This window comes from Paenibacillus sp. FSL R7-0652, assembly GCF_038595045.1.
Taxonomy (GTDB): Bacteria; Bacillota; Bacilli; order Paenibacillales; family Paenibacillaceae; genus Paenibacillus.
In genome coordinates this window covers 62,748-80,207 of sequence record NZ_CP152001.1, presented here as the reverse complement: position 1 = coordinate 80,207, position 17,460 = coordinate 62,748, and the positions used below count along the sequence as shown (strand labels likewise).

The 17,460-nt window shown below is 48.6% G+C and carries 17 protein-coding genes; all 17 read right to left on the bottom strand.

Annotation, left to right across the window (positions count from 1 at the left end):
• Nucleotides 1-71: 71 nt before the first annotated feature.
• The 17 genes from greA to ftsH all read right to left on the bottom strand — a co-directional run bounded on the left by greA (nt 72) and on the right by ftsH (nt 17,369).
• On the bottom strand, nt 72-551 hold the full coding sequence (gene greA, locus MKY97_RS00370) for a transcription elongation factor GreA (protein WP_090924651.1): 480 nt from the start codon (nt 549-551) through the stop codon (nt 72-74).
• A 251-nt stretch (nt 552-802) separates the two neighbouring features.
• Nucleotides 803-1,822 (bottom strand): tRNA dihydrouridine synthase DusB, encoded by a 1,020-nt coding sequence (gene dusB / locus MKY97_RS00365; RefSeq protein ID WP_342553629.1) that lies wholly within the window; start codon nt 1,820-1,822, stop codon nt 803-805.
• Between the two features lie 88 nt (nt 1,823-1,910).
• The gene (locus MKY97_RS00360) at nt 1,911-2,117 is read right to left on the bottom strand and encodes a helix-turn-helix transcriptional regulator (RefSeq protein WP_342556187.1); all 207 of its coding nucleotides are present in this window, start codon (nt 2,115-2,117) and stop codon (nt 1,911-1,913) included.
• Nucleotides 2,078-2,626 (bottom strand): 2-amino-4-hydroxy-6-hydroxymethyldihydropteridine diphosphokinase, encoded by a 549-nt coding sequence (gene folK / locus MKY97_RS00355; protein WP_342553628.1) that lies wholly within the window; start codon nt 2,624-2,626, stop codon nt 2,078-2,080. Before folK ends, MKY97_RS00360 begins: the two co-directional genes overlap by 40 nt.
• A 9-nt stretch (nt 2,627-2,635) precedes the next feature.
• The gene (folB, locus tag MKY97_RS00350) at nt 2,636-2,998 is read right to left on the bottom strand and encodes a dihydroneopterin aldolase (protein WP_090924638.1); all 363 of its coding nucleotides are present in this window, start codon (nt 2,996-2,998) and stop codon (nt 2,636-2,638) included.
• Between the two features lie 126 nt (nt 2,999-3,124).
• A complete protein-coding gene (folP, locus tag MKY97_RS00345; protein ID WP_342553627.1) occupies nt 3,125-3,991 on the bottom strand; it encodes a dihydropteroate synthase in 867 nt (288 codons plus the stop codon).
• On the bottom strand, nt 3,988-4,881 hold the full coding sequence (locus MKY97_RS00340; protein ID WP_342553626.1) for an aminotransferase class IV: 894 nt from the start codon (nt 4,879-4,881) through the stop codon (nt 3,988-3,990). Before MKY97_RS00340 ends, folP begins: the two co-directional genes overlap by 4 nt.
• Nucleotide 4,882: 1 nt before the next feature.
• The gene (pabA, locus tag MKY97_RS00335) at nt 4,883-5,461 is read right to left on the bottom strand and encodes an aminodeoxychorismate/anthranilate synthase component II (protein ID WP_342553625.1); all 579 of its coding nucleotides are present in this window, start codon (nt 5,459-5,461) and stop codon (nt 4,883-4,885) included.
• A 48-nt stretch (nt 5,462-5,509) separates the two neighbouring features.
• Nucleotides 5,510-7,165, bottom strand: coding sequence for an anthranilate synthase component I family protein (locus MKY97_RS00330; protein ID WP_342553624.1), 1,656 nt, complete (start codon nt 7,163-7,165; stop codon nt 5,510-5,512).
• Nucleotides 7,166-7,450: 285 nt separating this feature from the next.
• Nucleotides 7,451-8,389: a cysteine synthase A gene (gene cysK / locus MKY97_RS00325; protein WP_342553623.1), complete on the bottom strand. Its 939-nt coding sequence runs from the start codon at nt 8,387-8,389 to the stop codon at nt 7,451-7,453.
• A 410-nt stretch (nt 8,390-8,799) separates the two neighbouring features.
• Nucleotides 8,800-9,750: a peptidyl-prolyl cis-trans isomerase gene (locus tag MKY97_RS00320; RefSeq protein ID WP_342553622.1), complete on the bottom strand. Its 951-nt coding sequence runs from the start codon at nt 9,748-9,750 to the stop codon at nt 8,800-8,802.
• Between the two features lie 24 nt (nt 9,751-9,774).
• Entirely contained in the window at nt 9,775-10,668 is an 894-nt protein-coding gene (gene hslO / locus MKY97_RS00315) for an Hsp33 family molecular chaperone HslO (protein ID WP_342553621.1), read from the bottom strand.
• 105 nt (nt 10,669-10,773) lie between these two features.
• Complete coding sequence (locus tag MKY97_RS00310; RefSeq protein ID WP_342553620.1) at nt 10,774-11,544, bottom strand: type III pantothenate kinase; 771 nt, start codon at nt 11,542-11,544, stop codon at nt 10,774-10,776.
• Nucleotides 11,545-11,550: 6 nt separating this feature from the next.
• Nucleotides 11,551-12,417 carry a carboxylating nicotinate-nucleotide diphosphorylase gene (gene nadC, locus MKY97_RS00305; protein WP_342553619.1) on the bottom strand — a complete coding sequence of 289 codons (867 nt, stop codon included), beginning with the start codon at nt 12,415-12,417 and terminating at the stop codon, nt 11,551-11,553.
• The gene (gene nadB / locus MKY97_RS00300; RefSeq protein ID WP_342553618.1) at nt 12,414-14,051 is read right to left on the bottom strand and encodes an L-aspartate oxidase; all 1,638 of its coding nucleotides are present in this window, start codon (nt 14,049-14,051) and stop codon (nt 12,414-12,416) included. Before nadB ends, nadC begins: the two co-directional genes overlap by 4 nt.
• A gap of 35 nt (nt 14,052-14,086) precedes the next feature.
• Nucleotides 14,087-15,025, bottom strand: a complete 939-nt coding sequence (gene nadA, locus MKY97_RS00295) for a quinolinate synthase NadA (RefSeq protein WP_342553617.1) — start codon at nt 15,023-15,025, stop codon at nt 14,087-14,089.
• 301 nt (nt 15,026-15,326) lie between these two features.
• Nucleotides 15,327-17,369 carry an ATP-dependent zinc metalloprotease FtsH gene (gene ftsH, locus MKY97_RS00290; RefSeq protein WP_342553616.1) on the bottom strand — a complete coding sequence of 681 codons (2,043 nt, stop codon included), beginning with the start codon at nt 17,367-17,369 and terminating at the stop codon, nt 15,327-15,329.
• Nucleotides 17,370-17,460: the final 91 nt, after the last annotated feature.

Genomic DNA, 17,460 nt, shown 5'->3' with positions numbered 1-17,460 from the left:
ACGCTTCTCGGTAATGTTGAAAAAAGCTTCCCTAAGGAAGCTTTTGTCTACCGCACCTGACTGCTTCGTTACTACAGCTTTTTAATATCTACAATTTTATATTGGATTACGCCAGCAGGCACACTTACATCAACCACTGTACCCTTTTTCTTGCCCAAAATAGCTTTACCTACAGGACTTTCATTGGAAATCTTGTTCTGAAGCGGATTGGATTCCGCAGTACCTACAATCGTATATTCCGTGATATCGCCAAATTCCAGATCCTCTACCGTTACGGTTGCACCCACACTTACGGAATCGGTATCGATTTCGTCGCTGTTGATAATTCGCGCATTACGCAACAGCTTCTCCAGTGTAATGATACGTCCCTCAATGAAAGCCTGCTCATTCTTAGCATCTTCGTATTCGGAGTTTTCACTGATATCACCATATCCGATGGCTACTTTGATCCGCTCAGCCACTTCGCGGCGCTTCACTGATTTCAGTGTTTCCAGTTCTTCTTCCAGCTTCTTGAGTCCTTCTGGTGTAAGGATAACTTCCTTGTCGCTCATCTCAACCGATTCTCCTGTCATGGGAATAATTTGATTGTACGGCAACGGAATCAGTGCTGATGACAGAACTCCGCCCGCATACATCTTCAAAACTATATGAAGTTCTCCAGAGAAATAGAATATTCCTCCTGATGCACTATACTTAGTAAACGCACATGGCGAATTTATACTGAGAAATTATAGGGGAACGATCTCGAAAAGTCAATGTTACGCCCCCTATGGCTGTAAACGTTTTACAACTGCTTCGTTAATTAAGAGGCATTTCCAGTGATGACAGGCTCAGACTCCAGATTCCCTTCGATTTTCAGCTGCTCCACGAAGTTCTCCAAAATCTCTACCATCTCATCGCGTTTGGTTCCTTCCATAATAACATCCTTAATTCGGGCTGATCCTTTCAACCCCTTCAGGTACCATGCCAGATGTTTGCGCATTTCACGTACAGCGACCGTTTCATTCTTGAGTGCAATCAGTCGATCCATATGGAGAACAGCTACACGGATTTTCTCCTCCGCATTCGGGTCGGGAGGCAGCTGGCCTGAACTCAGGTACTGAATTGTACGATACAGCATCCATGGGTTACCCAAGGCAGCACGTCCGATCATTACTCCGTCACAGCCCGTTTCATCCAGCATACGGCGGGCATCCTCCGGTGAAGATACGTCGCCATTACCAATGACAGGAATGGAGACAGCATCCTTGACGTTTTTGATATGCGACCAATCTGCTGTGCCGGTATAGAGCTGTTCTCTTGTCCGGCCGTGCACGCTGACAGCACTTCCGCCGGCGCGTTCCACAGCAAGAGCATTCTCCACTACATAGATGTGCTCGTTATCCCAGCCAATCCGCATTTTAACGGTAACAGGTTTCTCCACAGCTTCTACAACGGCGGATACCATCTCGTATATTTTATTCGGGTCCAGCAGCCAGCGTGCACCTGCATCACACTTCGTTACCTTTGGTACAGGGCACCCCATGTTAATGTCAATGATATCTGCATTCGTTTCCTTATCTACGATTCTTGCCGCTTCAACGAGTGATTCCCGGTCGCCTCCCCAGATCTGAAGACTAAGCGGTTTCTCGCGCTCATCAACAAACAACATCTCACGTGTTCGCTGGTTGCCATGCACAATTGCTTTGCCGCTCACCATCTCTGCGCAGACAAGACCTGTGCCAAACTCTTTGGCAATCAAGCGAAAAGCTGGATTACATACACCAGCCATTGGCGCAAGGACCACCTGATTTTTCATTTTAATATTGCCGATCTTAAGCATGCTTGCTGTTTCACCCCTTATCTATTCCAAGCCCGGGCTGTCTGTTCATCCCCAAAGCTGATTTTGTTCAAATTGATCTATATATCTGTCATTCAGGTTTGGTTTGACCTTGTAATTCCTCAATACTAATTGCGAGCACACCAGCAATCCTGCTTAATTCTTGTGGTGTCACTTTCCGATTTCCCCGTTCAATCGTTCCCAGAATGGCCAAAGATATGCCTGTCTCGGCTGCGAGCTCATGCTGGGTTAACCCTTTCAGCTTCCGGAACGCCCGGATTCGGTTGGCCAATTGCATGTTTTCCAACGCTGTATTCCATCCTTTCCATCCAGTACAGACAACGATGCGTGTACAAAGGTATGCAGACCTGATGCCTCGTCCTGCGGTACGATGTCCGACAGCGGCACCAGTACAAAAGCCCGCTCTCCCATACGGGGATGCGGCAGTTGAAGCAGTTCAGTATCTCGCGTCTCACTCTGCATCCAGAGCAAATCCAGATCTACTGTACGCGGACCCCAGCGAATATCTCGAACCCGCCCCAGCTGGTTCTCTATACTCAGCAATTCAGCGAGCAGCTGCTCCGGTGTCAGACTGGTGCTGACGGCAGCGGCCATATTCAAAAAAGCAGGCTGATCCACATATCCTACCGGCTCCGTCTCATACATCGCAGAGCATCGCAGCACAGATATGTGAGGGTGTGCATCCAGAAGCGTTAACGCTTCAAGCAGCGTCTGCTCCCGGTCACCCAAATTAGCCCCTAAAGCAATATAAGCCTCTGAGGATTCAGAGGTCGAATGTGCAATCATGATCAGTTCTCACTTTCTTGAGCGGCGAAGCTCTACAGTTACGCCTCCAAAATGAATATCAAATGGCGGATGCGGCTTCGTCACCTTGACTGTCAACGCATTGATAATAGTATAAGTGTCTAGTAAAGAAGATGCAATATGTTCACCCAACGCTTCAATTAACTGGAATGATTTATTTTCAACAATCTGTTTCACCAATTCATGAATCTCTGCATAATTGATTGTTTTGGTCAGATCATCGTTACGTCCAGCCTCGCCCAGGTCCATATCAATCTCCAAATCGATGTAATACCGCTGCCCCAGCTTGCGTTCCTCCGCAAACACCCCATGATAACCGTAATACTCCATGCGATGCAGTACCATTCTATCCATTCGTTTCGCCTGCTTTCTATTTAAATATTGATATAAGTAGAGAGATAATTACTTTTTTACGCCCTAAAACTCACTCTTTATATAAAACGCTCCGCTCCTGCATGGAAGGGCCGGGCAGGCCCTCCATTATGATCTTCTCCGCAAGCCTGGAGATTGATACAGCATCGCATCACACATGTCTGCCGTCCGCCGGATCGACTTCACATCATGGACTCGTACCATTTGGCAGCCTTGGGCAATGCCAAAGGCCACCGTTGCCGCAGTGCCCTCCAAAGCATCATCTGCACCAACATTCAGCGTATGCTGAATGAATCGTTTGCGGGATGTAGCGAGCAGTACCGGATATCCCAGCTCATTCAGCAGACCTAAGGAAGACATCAGCTCCAGGTTCTCCGAGAGATCCTTCACAAATCCGATTCCCGGGTCCAGTATAATCTGATGCTCCTGCACACCGACTGCCAAGGCAAGCCGGATGCTTTCCTGCACATCATGCACAACATCATGTAGATAATCCGTGTAGTCCCGGGCCTGCCGATTATGCATAAGAATAATCGGGCAGCCCAACTCTGCCGCTGTTCGCGCCATGTCCGGGTCAGCCTTGGCTCCCCACACATCGTTGATGATGTGTGCCCCTGCCTGAACAGCCTGGCGAGCTACATTCGCTTTATAGGTATCGACCGAGATCGGAATATGCGGTGCCTCTGCATGCAGGGCTTCAATGACCGGAATAATCCGTTGAAGCTCCTCGTCTGCACTGACCCTATCTGAACCTGGACGTGTAGATTCTCCGCCGATATCAATAAGGTCGGCACCATCCTCCATCATTTGCTTCGCATGGGCTACCGCTCGCTCTACGCTATTATAGCGTCCACCATCTGAAAATGAATCTGGTGTAACGTTCAAAATGCCCATTATCTGTGTCCGGGTTCCCAGCGTTATTGAAGCCGGACCCCATTCATACTTCCGTTCATAAATGACTGGTGTAAGTGTCATGAAGTATACCCCGCTTTCTCCCGGTACATACGCAGTAGTCCTGCCGTAACCGGGCCGATCTGTCCGCTGCTGATTGTTGTTTCGGTGCCATCCAGATTCCGCAGTGTTGTTACTGGAACCAATTCAGCTACTGAGCCGGTCAAAAATATTTCATCAGCCTGCCACAGCTCTTCCCATGGTGACTGCGTCTCCATGCAGACGATGCCCTGCTCCGCTGCAATCTCCATTACGACCCCTCTGGTAATGCCAGGCAGAATGCCAGTGGACAGGGAGGGGGTATAGAGTATATTTTCACGCACCCAAAATACGTTACTGACAATTCCCTCCGCAGCGTAACCGTCCTGGGTGAGCTGCAGTCCCTCCGCCCCAAGCAGACGCTGATCCTGCTGACCATAACCATTCAATTCACGTTTCGCCAAAATACTGTTCATGTAATGTAGTGACTTGAACCTTACCCTGCTCTCTGGCGTATTGCGCGGTGTGGACAAGCGCTGAAGCACTTTACCCGTCTCATATAGGGCAGGAGAGGGAGCAGGTAGGGCTTTTGCCAATACGATGTGAGTGGGGTCTGTATAATCCCCTGAAGGCAGTCCGAGCGGTGCCTCGCCAGCGGATACGGTATAACGCACGTAAGCATCTTCAATCCTGTTCGCCTGCATCAGACGGGATATCCAGTCTGTTACTTCTGCTGCGGTTACCGTAAAAGGAATACCCAACTCGGCACAACCTGAAGCCATGCGATCCAGATGCCGTTCCAGAAGATAGGGCACACCTTGGTATGTCCGCAGCGTCTCGAACAAACCGAGTCCGTACAAAAAACCGTGATCCGTTACAGGAACCACGGCTGCCGCCAGTTGAACCAGTTCTCCGTTAATCGCGGCATACTGCATGTTATACGTTGGCCTTCTGTTGGGACAGGAAGTTGCGAAGCATCTGATGGCCATGGTCTGTAATAATGGATTCCGGGTGGAACTGTACCCCTTCAATGGCATACTCTTTGTGACGCAGACCCATAATCTCTCCTTCGGCAGTCTCCGCTGTAATCTCCAGACAATCCGGCAGACTGCTGCGTTCCACGATCAATGAATGATAACGGGTGGCTGTGAACGGGGAAGGTAAACCGGCAAATACTGATGTGCCCGAATGAAGCATTTCGGATGTTTTGCCATGCATCATCCGATCTGCACGAATGACATTTCCGCCAAATGCCTGTCCAATGGCTTGATGCCCGAGACATACACCAAAGATCGGAATACTGCCTTTAAAGTGTTCAATGACTGCTAGGCTAATTCCCGCCTCATTCGGTGTACATGGGCCTGGAGAGATCAGAATGTGATCCGGTGCCAGCGCTTCAATGCCTGCCAGGTCAATCTCGTCATTACGGCGAACTTCCACCGTCTCCCCCAATTCACCCAGATATTGAACCAGGTTGTACGTAAATGAATCGTAATTGTCGATAACCAGAATCATACGTCCGCTCCTCCTCATCTCCCACCGCAGACTGCAGTGGAGGCCTTATTATTTTTGTTTAACGGCTTCAATCCGTTCAGATGATTTCTGCTTGTGTTGTGACTCTTCCTGTTCGTGCTTTTGCTTATGCCTCTGCTTACTCTCAGCTTCAGCTCGCTCACTGTAATTCACAGCCCTCATCATTGCTCTGGCCTTGTTGTGACACTCTCTGTACTCGCGGTACGGATCAGAATCAATCACGATGCCTGCACCGGCCTGAACATAGCCCATCCCATCTTTGATCGCAAGTGTACGAATGACAATATTCAGCTCCATGTTACCACTGTAATCGATCCACCCGATTGATCCCGTATAAGGTCCTCTCCGCACTGGTTCAAGTTCTTCAATAATCTCCATCGTGCGGACTTTGGGAGCACCCGTAATCGTTCCGCCCGGGAAGGTGGCAGCTATGACATCAAATACAGATAGTCCCTCGGCCAGCCTGCCTTCTACCTGTGACACGAGATGCATGACATGGGAGTACTTTTCGATGGTCATTAGCTCAGGGACATGAACTGATCCATAAGCAGCAATTCGTCCAATATCATTGCGCTCCAGATCAACCAGCATAATATGCTCGGCCCGCTCCTTCTCACTGCCAAGCAGCTCATCCGCCATCGCCTGATCCTCTGCCTCATCATGCCCTCTTCTTCTCGTTCCTGCTATGGGACGTGCGCTGACTTTGCCATTCTCCACTTTGACGAGCAGCTCCGGTGATCCACTGACCAGCTGAAAGCCGGGACTGCGAAGCATTCCCATGTAGGGTGATGGGTTCACGATTCGAAGCCATTCGTAGATGTGCTCACTGCTGGATCGGAGCTCCTTCTCATGTCGGAGTGAAAGATTAACCTGAAATACATCACCCTGCCGGATATATTCCTGCACCTTATGCACTGCCTGTTCAAAATCTTCTTGAGGGAAAGAGGTCTGCCACCCTTCCGTTTCCCGCTCGGAGTCTTCTCTGCGCAGTGCAAGATGAACCTGCCGATGACGGAGTTCCAATGCCTGCTGCTGCTCTTCTGCCTGGGCAAAACCCATAATATGCAGCCATCGCTGCTGCATAACACCCGCTCGCTTCGCTGCCGCTGCATACAGAGAGCGCAGGTCCGCCTCTGCTCGCTGCTCGGGACTCACCTGCAGATGCACCATACAGAAGAGTGCCTGCTGCTTGTGATCGTATGCCCATATCTCTTCAAAACGCATCCACCAGTAATCCGGGAGATCAGGATTATCTTCAGCTATTGTTGGCAGCTTCTCCAGTGATCTGGCCACATCATAGCTGAGGTATCCGGCACAACCGCCTGCAAAATCAGGTGCTCCGTTAACCTTGGGTGCGCGGTAAGGTTCCGTCCATCTTTTTAATACTTCAAGCGGTTTACCTTGATCTGTTCGTGTTGTTCCTTGGTGCACATCATGAATGACGGCGTCCTGCCCTTTGCCAGAAATGACCGATACCGGATTCAAGCCGAGAAAGGTATACCTTCCGCCTTTGCCATTCTCCAGTATGATTGCATTAGGGGACGCATGCTGCCATGCGGCTTCCCACGTCAGCGGTAGACCGCCATGATACGGTCCCTCATCCGACTTCGTTATATAAGGCAGCATAGTCCAGCCTCGTTTCGCCCATGCTTCCCAGTCGGCATATGTTGTCATCAGGTGTGTCATTGCGGCCCGCCGCCCTTTCCTGTGTCACGATATAAGTTGAATTATTGATTTAGACGGACGCTGCGCTTCTCCAGCTTTTTTCTTCCCTCTCCGTTTGGTATAAATCGGTCCGACTTATATAGTTCTTATTGTTTGATAGTATACTAAAGCGCCGTTGCTTTTAAAAGCATTACGCAAAAAATCCTCCCCACCCGTCAGGGCAGGAAGGATTCGTTCATGATCATGTGTGAAACAGAAATATGCTCACATCAGATTAGACCATCAGAAGCATCTGTATCCGTATTATTATGCCTCGAAGTTGTACAGTGGTGTGCTCAGATAACGTTCACCATTACTAGGCACGATAACGACAACGCGCTTGCCGGCTCCCAGCTGTTTTGCTACCTGAAGGCCTGCGCGGATTGCCGCACCAGATGAAATGCCGGACAGAATCCCCTCTTCTTTCGCGACAGCACGTGCGGTTTCGAATGCATCATCATTCTCAATGTGAATGATTTCATCATATATTTCCTGATCCAGAATCTCAGGAATGAAGTTTGCACCAATCCCCTGAATTTTGTGAGGTCCCGGTTTGCCACCTGCCAGAATTGGCGATGCTGCCGGCTCAACTGCCACGATTTTGATACCAGGGAATGCTTCTTTCAACACTTCGCCAGTACCGGTGATCGTTCCGCCGGTACCAATACCTGCGATAAACGCATCAAGAGTGCCGCCTATGGATTGGATCGCTTCAACGATTTCCGGACCTGTTGTTTCGCGGTGAATTTTCACGTTCGCTTTATTCTTAAACTGCTCTGCCATGAAGTATGTCGGGTTTTCTTTGAGCAGCTCTTCTGCTTTTTTGACAGCACCGTTCATTCCTTCTGCTCCAGGTGTGAGTACAAGCTCGGCACCATAGGCACGAAGCAGGTTGCGGCGCTCCAAGCTCATCGTTTCAGGCATTACAATAACAGATTTGTAGCCTTTGGCAGCAGCCACCATCGCAAGACCAATACCTGTGTTACCACTTGTTGCTTCAATAATAGTACCACCCGGCTGCAGCTTTCCTTCTTTTTCTGCTTCTTCAACAATGCTGATGGCAATGCGATCCTTGACACTTGAGCCTGGATTTTGGTACTCCAGCTTTACAAACACTTCAGCACTGCCTTCAGGAACAATGTTGTTCAGACGAACAAGCGGAGTACCTCCGATGAGTTCTGTTACGTTATTAACTACTTTAGCCATATGAATGCCCTCCTTAGTGGGATGAATAATACTTATATAAATCCTACCTTTATACGATTGTGCTTATGAGCCTCTGGATGTTTTTATGAAGAACTGCGGAAATCCGGTGATTATCCGTTCCTTTCTGCATCAAAAACACGCATACAGGTATAGGCAGCGCCGAGCTTTCCGAAAGTTTCTCTTACAATGAAATCATGAATTCAAATCTATTTATACTGATCCTGTCTTGAATCTCATCTATATCCGAGTAAACGAGTAGGTATTTGATTATTTTCATCTTATCAACGTTACAAGACATTGTCAATATGAGTGCTCAAAAAAATACTTTGCCTTAGGCCCTGAGACCGTAGACAAAGTATTTTTATCAAGATGCAGCTCCTATAAGACAGGACGTTTGTCATTCAATTGTTTTAGGAGGCCGGGATTTCGGAGATGATCACAGCCTCGTATTTATCTCGGAGCATCTCTTCAACCTGCGGCAGCGGATCAGCTTGGCTGAGCGCCAGTTCCATGCGAATTTCCTCATGCACTTCCTCTACAGACTGCTCCTGGCGTTCAGCTCTGTCATTCAGCCTGATGATAGCATAACCGTCATCCACCTGTACCGGACCGGCCGTATCACCAATTTCCATATTAGCAGCAAGCTGCAGAACGGATTTTGGCTGGAACGGATCGTTCTGCTCAATCCATCCCAGTCTGCCTCCCGAATCCCGGGAATAGCTGTCCAGCGATTGCGAACGAGCTGTTTCTTCAAAATCAGCCCCGTTCCTCAAAGCCTTCAGCAGGGCTTCTGATTCAGACCTTTCTTTTACAACAATAATGGACAGGTCATATTTCTCAGGTGTGATATAGGCTTCACGATGCTCTACCCAGTACTGCTGAATATCATCATCTTGGATTTGTATACCTGCAGTAGCGATCTTTTCAAGCAGTAGACGGTACCCTGCCTCAAGCTCCAGATCCTGCTTGGACAGACCCAGCTGTGATTTCATGGCATCATAGTAGGATCTCTCTGAATCATAACCCTCCATTGCTCCAGCCATTTCTCTTGCAATTTCTTTTGGAGTAACCACCAAATTACGCTGCACAGCTTCGGCATATACCGCTTTCCGGTTCAGCATCTGCAGCAGCATTTCACTGCCATAACGCCGTTTTAATGCCTCAGTCCAGGCTTTATCTGTAATAACTTCACCGTTAATTGTTGCAACCGCGGCTCCTTCTTCCTTGTTGGCATCATGGGAATTCTCTGTATCATCTTTATTTTGCTTAAGAATCTGCATTCCCATCACTGTACCCATAACCAATACGCCGAGTGTCAGAATAACAACTGCTGTCCATAACCCTTTTTCCTGTCTGTTCATTACCGCATCCCGTCCCCGCATCGATCAGTTCTTAGCTTGTTCTAGGATGGTTTCCAGCTGCTCTTTGTTAAAATCATAAGCTTCATTGCAGAATTGGCAGACCACTTCAGCCTGTCCTTCTTCTTCAATTAACTCTTCCAGCTCGGTCTGACCGAGACTGATTAATGTTTTTTCCAAGCGTTCACGTGAACAACTGCAGTTAAAGCGTATATCCAGCTCACCCATCACCTGTACATCTGGTAAAAGACGGCGCAGCAGTTCTTCCAGTTCAAGTCCCTCATTCAGCAGGGTTGTGACTGGAGGCAGGGCACTAATCGCATTCTCGATTTCCGTAATCTCCGGGTCCGTTAGGCCTGGCAGCAGCTGTATAATAAATCCGCCCGAAACGATAACTGAATTATCCGTATCTACCAGAACACCAACCCCTACTGCAGAAGGCGTCTGTTCGGATTGTGCAAAATAATACGTAAAATCTTCGCCCAGTTCACCTGAGATAATCGGAATACTGCCGCGATAAGGCTCCTTCAGTCCCAGATCCTTGGTTATGTTAATAAAACCTTCCGTACCTACTGCTCCGGCCACATCCAGCTTGCCAAAACGATTGCTCGGCAGATGCACGTGCGGTTGGGACACATAGCCCCGTACCTCACCTTTGGCATTGGCATCAGCTACAATCTGGCCAATCGGGCCGTCACCCTTTACTTGAATGGTGAGTTTTTCTTCCCCTTTGAGCATGGCTCCCATGATGGCAGCCGTGGTTACTGTACGCCCCATGGCTGCTGTAGCCGTGGGAAACGTATCATGTCTTCTGCGCAGTTCCTCTACCAGTTCCGTCGTCTGAACGGCAAATGCTCTTACCTTTCCGTTCATCGCTGTACCACGGATTAACCGGTCAAGCTTGTTGTTGTTGTTTTCCAAGTCATTCAGCCTCCTTTGGCGTATAATCCTATCTCATTAACAGAAAAAAACGGCTCCACAATTAAGCTGTAATTCCAGCCTGCTGTATGCCGCCCTGTGTATGTCTTACCTTTCCCGATTCCGCTCATAGATGACACGCAGCCCTTCGAGCGTAAGAAGCGGATCTACCTTCTCTATGCTTCGGGTCTCTTCTGCAATCAGTGCAGCAAGTCCTCCCGTGGCAATAACCATAGGTTCCGCCTTCATTTCTTCACGGATTCGTTCTACAATGCCGTCCACCTGCCCGGCATAACCATAGATGATTCCTGCCTGCATGGCATGCACTGTGTTGCGTCCTATAACCTTCTTCGGCTTCTCCAGCTCAATTCGCGGCAGTTTGGCTGCCCGCTCATACAGCGCCTCGGTAGCAATATGAATGCCGGGTACGATAGCGCCTCCCAAATAATGGCCTTTCTCATCGATACAGTCAAATGTAGTAGCTGTACCAAAATCAACGACCACAAGGGGGCCGCCGTATTTCTCCACGGCCGCCACAGCATTTACAATCCGGTCCGCGCCCACTTCACGCGGATTCTCGTATCGCAGGTTCAGGCCGGTCTTGATTCCTGGCCCGACAATCATTGGTTTTTGGCCCACGTATTTCTCACACATCATCTCGATGACATTCACCAGCGGTGGAACCACGGATGAAATAATAACACCTTCAATGTCACGAGCTGAGATACTGGACATATGAAATAAATTATAAATCAATACGCCGTATTCATCCACTGTGGACTGACGAGATGTACTCAGACGAAAATGGTGCAGCAGTTCCCGGCCCTGATATACCCCGAGCACAATGTTGCTGTTGCCCACGTCTACGACTAAAATCAAAGAGGTTCACCCCTCTTTCTTTTCGTTTAAATCCAGGCTGATATCCAGGCTCTCAAAAGAATAGGTTAACCTGCCAACCGAAATTACATCCACACCCGTTTCCGCAATTCCGCGAATAGTTTCGAGAGAAACGTTCCCGGATGCTTCTATCTTCACATGTGGAGCCTGTTCCCGAATCAGAGCGATCGCTTCTCGCATCTGATCGGGCCGCATGTTATCCAGCATAATGATATCTGCCCCAGCTTGCAAGGCTTCCTGCACCTGAATCTGGTTTTCCGTCTCTACTTCAATCGTCATCGTATGCGGAATTACGGCCCGTGCACGCTGCACGGCCTTGGAAATACTTCCTGCACCTTTAATATGATTGTCTTTAATCATAACGGCATCATATAGTCCAAAACGGTGATTGGCACCGCCACCCACACGTACAGCATACTTTTCCAATAAGCGGTGGCCTGGTGTTGTTTTGCGTGTATCAACAAGTCTGGTTTTTAACCCTTCAAGGGCAGCGACGTAGGAACGCGTTCGCGTTGCGATACCAGACATCCGCTGCAGCAGATTAAGCGCCAATCGTTCCCCAGTAAGGAGAGAATGAGTGCTCCCTTCAACTTCTGCCAAAATAGTGCCAGGGGTGACTGCATCACCGTCATCTACTTTTGCTGTATAACGAAGCTCTGGATCTACGACTTGAAATACAAGCTCTGCGATTGTTATACCCGCTATGACCCCGTGATCTTTCGCATGGATTACAGCTTTGGATTCACTGCCTGCCGGAATGGTCACATTCGTTGTGATATCTCCTGCACCTACATCCTCACGAAGCCAGCCTTTGATCGTCTCAATAAGTTCCTCATTATATCCATTCAGTATCATGACATCCATTCCTCCACAATCACTTGTTCTCGCTGCTGCAGACTATGCTTCTGCCATACTGCATCATCCCGTGCGGGGAAATCCTCACGATAGTGTGCCCCTCGGCTTTCTTCACGGTGCAGCGCTCCGCTGGTGACAAGCCATGCACAGGTCAGAAGATTGGCATACTCCAGTTCTTCCCTTTGGGTAAGTCTTTGATCAAAAAAAGACAACTCCTGCTGCAGCTTATCCTTTGCCTGCTGCAGGCTCTTTCCGTTTCTTCGAAGTCCTACTTGACGAACCATCATCTTCTGCAGACGCAAACGTCTTTCCGATATCGGCTCGGAAGGCCGCTGCTCTTTCTCACGGCTGATGCTCTTATTGTCCAAGCTTAGAGATTTCACATCAATCCCAAGTGATTCATGAAGTGAAGGCAGGGAATGAATACGTTCCACGATTCTTCGTCCAAATACAATCGCTTCAGATAAGGAATTGCTCGCTAGTCTATTAGCTCCGTGTACACCTGTAGAGGATACCTCACCGCATGCAAATAATCGGGCAATGCTGCTTTCACCGCTCAAATCTGTTTTTACTCCGCCCATCATATAATGCGCAGCAGGGGCAACGGGAATCCAATCTGTGGTCAGATCAAGCCCGTACCGCATGCAGGTTTCGTAAATAGTAGGAAAGCGATGCTTTACCATCTCCGGCTGCTCATGTGTAATGTCGAGGTATACAAACGTGCTGTTAGTCAGTTCCATTTCGCTAACAATTGCTCTGGCTACAACATCCCGTGGTGCGAGTTCAAGCTGCGTGTGGTACTTCTCCATAAAACGTTCACCCTTCACGTTGCGAAGGAACGCACCCTCCCCGCGTACAGCTTCAGATATCAAAAAGCGCGGAGCCCCGGGGTAACACAGAGAAGTCGGGTGGAACTGAATAAATTCCATATCACGAACGACTGCACCTGCCCGATAAGCCATCGCAACACCATCTGCGGTAGCCACATTGGGATTGGTTGTATAACGATACAGCTGCCCCGCCCCGCCTGAGCAGAGCACTGTGGCCTTTGCTTTGACGAACACCTTTGAACCGTCTTCTTTCAGAATCAGAGCACCGATGCACTCCCCATGATCCGTAATGAGATCAACGACAAAATGCTCATCCCAAACATCAATTCCAGAATGTTCATGGACCTCCACAGCGAGCGCTCTGACGATCTCATATCCGGTGGCATCTCCGTTGGCATGTAAAATACGGCGGTGGCTGTGCGCACCCTCCTGCGTCAACGCCAACTCGCCGTTCTCTTGATCAAATAATGTTCCCAGACGGATCAGTTCTCTGACTCCGTCCGGGCCCTCGTTTACCAATACCTCCACTGCCTCAGAGCGGCATAAGCCTGCTCCAGCGGCAAGGGTATCCTGCAAATGGTATACAGGTGAATCATCTTCAGCAATTACAGCCGCAATGCCCCCCTGCGCATATCTGGTGTTGCTCTCAAGCAAAGACTTCTTCGTAATCATCAATACCCGATGCTGTTCGCTGGCTTTAATCGCGGTAAACAGACCGGCAATGCCTGAACCGATCACCAGCACATCAGTCTCCACCATCGGCAGCGCAGAGAGATCAAAATCATATATATATTGCGGTATCATCTTATTCACCTGTCTCGGAGCAAGAGTAACGCATGTTACTTCACCAGTAACATGCGCTCTAGTGATTCTCTGGCTTTATCAGCAACAGCCGGCGGTACATAAATCTGCGGTTTCATCGTTTCCAGACATTTGACCAGCTTTTTGAGGTTGTTGACCTTCATGTTAGGACATACCAGGAACTTCGTCGCAAAATGGAACTGTTTATCCGGGCTGTCAAGACGCAGCTGATATCCTGTACCATCCTCGGTACCAACAATGAACTCTTTGGTTGCTGATTTCTTGCAGTACTCCAGGATTGCTGTTGTGCTGCCTACGAAGTCCCCCATCTCTACAACCTCAGGACGACATTCGGGATGCACAACAAACTCAGCATTCGGATATTTAGCCTTCATTTCAACGACATCTTTTACGGTCAGCATATCATGCGTATTGCAGTAACCTTCCCAGATAATCATCTTTTTGTCTGTATGCTGCTGCACATAGTGCCCTAGATTTTTATCTGGCACCCAAATAATTTCCTCCGAATCCACCGATTGGATTACACGAACAGCATTAGCAGATGTACAGCAAATATCCGTTTCCGCTTTGATCTCAGCCGAAGAGTTAATGTATGTGACGACTTTAGCATTCGGATGCTGTGCCTTGAGCTTACGTAATCCATCCACGTTAACCATATCCGCCATCGGGCAGCCTGCACGTTCATCGGGAATCAGCACCGTCTTGTTCGGAGCCAAAATTTTAGCGCTTTCACCCATAAAATGAACACCGCAGAATACGATGACATCCGCATCTGTCTGCGCAGCTTTCTGAGCCAGCAGGAAGGAGTCTCCACGGAAATCTGCGACTTCCTGTACCTCGTCACGTTGATAGTAATGAGCAAGAATAATGGCATTGCGTTCCTTCTTGAGTTCCATCAGCCGCTCACGCAGCTCGCGATTCATCTCAGCCTTGCGCTCTAAAGCCAGAGCTTCCACCTGTGATCCTCTCCTTATCGGGACAGCGTCAAGCGCTGTTTCATAGGACTAACTAAGTCGTTATATTCGCTGGTGAAACGAATCACAAGCGGTTTAACAACTAATGTACACAACGTTCACGACTCTGTCAATAAATGAAAAAGGGCAGGATATCCCCTCTTATCCCCCTTATACTATCCGGTTCGCCATCTAGCTCTCGATTATCCTTTCCTTCTCTAAATGAATAATTATTTGCAAAAAAAGAGAGCCACGAGGGCTCTCTTTCATCATGCCGGCATCATCGCCGGCCATTCATTACATATTATGATGTTGGCTTTGTGCCGCCATCATTCGGATCACTGCCGCCTTTATCCATGTCCGGAGTTTCGTTAGGAATGTCTCCAACTGGTAGCTCAGATGTTTCATCTTTGCCTTGAATGCGGACACGAACGTCACCGATATTATCGATGATTGGCTCGCCGCCTTCAGTTGGGGTGCCTTCTCCTGAGTTATCGCCTTCCGGTTTTGGCGTCAGAGAACCTGTTTCGATCAATTGCTTGATCTGATCCATTTCGAGCGTTTCCACTTCAAGCAGTGTTTCAGCGATCAGATGCATCTCTCTCGTATGTTTTGTAAGGAGAGCTTTACACTTCTCATAGCAGTCGTTAATAAAACGCTGCATCTCTTGGTCAATCTCATATGCGATGGAATCCGAGTAATTCTGTTCGTGACCGATATCCCGTCCGAGGAATACCTGTCCTTGTGAACTTCCGAACTGCATTGGACCCAGTTTCTCACTCATACCGTATTCCATAACCATGCTGCGCACAATACCTGTCGCCTGCTGGAAGTCACTGTACGCACCGGTACCAATCTCTCCGATGAACAGTTCTTCCGCTACGCGACCTCCAAGGAGTCCGGTTACTTTATCCAGCAGCTCCTGCTTGGTAACAAGCATGCGGTCTTCTTTTGGCAACATGATTACATATCCACCCGCACGTCCGCGCGGAATGATGGTCACTTTATGTACCATATCAGCATGTTCCAGGAAGTATCCTACAATGGTATGGCCTGCTTCGTGATAAGCGACAATACGTTTCTCGCGATCGCTGATGACACGGCTTTTCTTCTCCGTACCCACAATAACACGGTCAATTGCCTCATCGACTTCACGCATGGAAATATCTTTTCTGTTACGGCGTGCTGCAAGCAGTGCCGCTTCATTCAGTAAGTTCTCCAAGTCTGCGCCTGAGAACCCTGTTGTACGCTTCGCGATAATGTCCAGTCTCACATCTTTTGTGAGTGGTTTATTGCGGGAGTGTACTTTCAGAACAGCTTCACGGCCCCTAACGTCTGGACGATCCACTGTGATTTGACGGTCAAAACGGCCTGGACGCAGCAGCGCAGGGTCAAGAATATCTGCACGGTTTGTCGCAGCAACGATGATAATACCTTCGTTCGCTCCAAAACCGTCCATTTCAACAAGCAGCTGGTTGAGGGTTTGTTCACGTTCATCATGACCGCCACCAAGACCAGCACCACGCTGACGTCCCACTGCATCAATCTCGTCAATAAAGATGATACATGGTGCGTTTTTCTTCGCATTTTCGAACAAGTCACGAACACGTGATGCACCGACACCGACAAACATTTCAACAAAGTCAGAACCGGAAATGCTGAAGAATGGCACACCCGCTTCACCAGCTACGGCACGAGCGAGCAATGTTTTACCTGTACCTGGAGGACCTACAAGCAGTACGCCCTTCGGAATCCGTGCACCAACAGCTGCGAATTTCCGAGGGTCCTTGAGGAAGTCTACCACTTCAACAAGCTCCTGTTTCTCCTCGTCAGCACCTGCAACATCTTCAAATGTAACTCGTTTCTTCTCTTCATTGTAGAGACGAGCACGGCTTTTACCAAAGTTCATTACTTTACCGCCGCCGCCTTGAGCCTGATTGAACAGGAAGAAGAACAGCAGGAACATAATGATCAGGGGAATAAAGGAGGTCAGCAGTGTTAACCAGATGCTGTCACCTTTCATTGGTTCCTGATGATATTCAAATTTGTTAGCTTCACTTGCAGCTACAAGTTCGGTAATTGCCTCATCCGTAGGAGGAATATACGTTGAGAAATTTTCTGATTTGGCACCATCAGGTGCTTGTTTGTATCGGCCGGTCACGAGATATGTCTGACCGTTGAATTGAACAGTCACTTCGGCGATATTGTTGGCTTTAACCTCAGCGCGAAACTGATCATATCTAGGGTTTTCTATAACATCGTTTCCATCTGTGATAAATCTAACTAAACCCACCACAACTAAAAAAAGAATCAAATAAAAAGCAGAATTCCGCATGAAGCGATTCATCCCCTACCTCCTCTCGAGACACTTTAATTATTTTAACATAGCCCGGCGTGGCTTCTCAATAGATGCCAAAAACAGCTCAAGGCATGGGCCT

Bases quoted from the DNA above. Each gene is read 5' to 3' on its own strand.
- greA (WP_090924651.1), bottom strand. From the start codon at position 551: ATGAGCGACAAGGAAGTTATCCTTACACCAGAAGGACTCAAGAAGCTG.
- dusB (WP_342553629.1), bottom strand. From the start codon at position 1,822: ATGCTTAAGATCGGCAATATTAAAATGAAAAATCAGGTGGTCCTTGCG.
- MKY97_RS00360 (WP_342556187.1), bottom strand. From the start codon at position 2,117: ATGCAATTGGCCAACCGAATCCGGGCGTTCCGGAAGCTGAAAGGGTTA.
- folK (WP_342553628.1), bottom strand. From the start codon at position 2,626: ATGATTGCACATTCGACCTCTGAATCCTCAGAGGCTTATATTGCTTTA.
- folB (WP_090924638.1), bottom strand. From the start codon at position 2,998: ATGGATAGAATGGTACTGCATCGCATGGAGTATTACGGTTATCATGGG.
- folP (WP_342553627.1), bottom strand. From the start codon at position 3,991: ATGACACTTACACCAGTCATTTATGAACGGAAGTATGAATGGGGTCCG.
- MKY97_RS00340 (WP_342553626.1), bottom strand. From the start codon at position 4,881: ATGCAGTATGCCGCGATTAACGGAGAACTGGTTCAACTGGCGGCAGCC.
- pabA (WP_342553625.1), bottom strand. From the start codon at position 5,461: ATGATTCTGGTTATCGACAATTACGATTCATTTACGTACAACCTGGTT.
- MKY97_RS00330 (WP_342553624.1), bottom strand. From the start codon at position 7,165: ATGACACACCTGATGACAACATATGCCGACTGGGAAGCATGGGCGAAA.
- cysK (WP_342553623.1), bottom strand. From the start codon at position 8,389: ATGGCTAAAGTAGTTAATAACGTAACAGAACTCATCGGAGGTACTCCG.
- MKY97_RS00320 (WP_342553622.1), bottom strand. From the start codon at position 9,750: ATGAACAGACAGGAAAAAGGGTTATGGACAGCAGTTGTTATTCTGACA.
- nadC (WP_342553619.1), bottom strand. From the start codon at position 12,417: ATGATACTGAATGGATATAATGAGGAACTTATTGAGACGATCAAAGGC.
- nadB (WP_342553618.1), bottom strand. From the start codon at position 14,051: ATGATACCGCAATATATATATGATTTTGATCTCTCTGCGCTGCCGATG.
- ftsH (WP_342553616.1), bottom strand. From the start codon at position 17,369: ATGAATCGCTTCATGCGGAATTCTGCTTTTTATTTGATTCTTTTTTTA.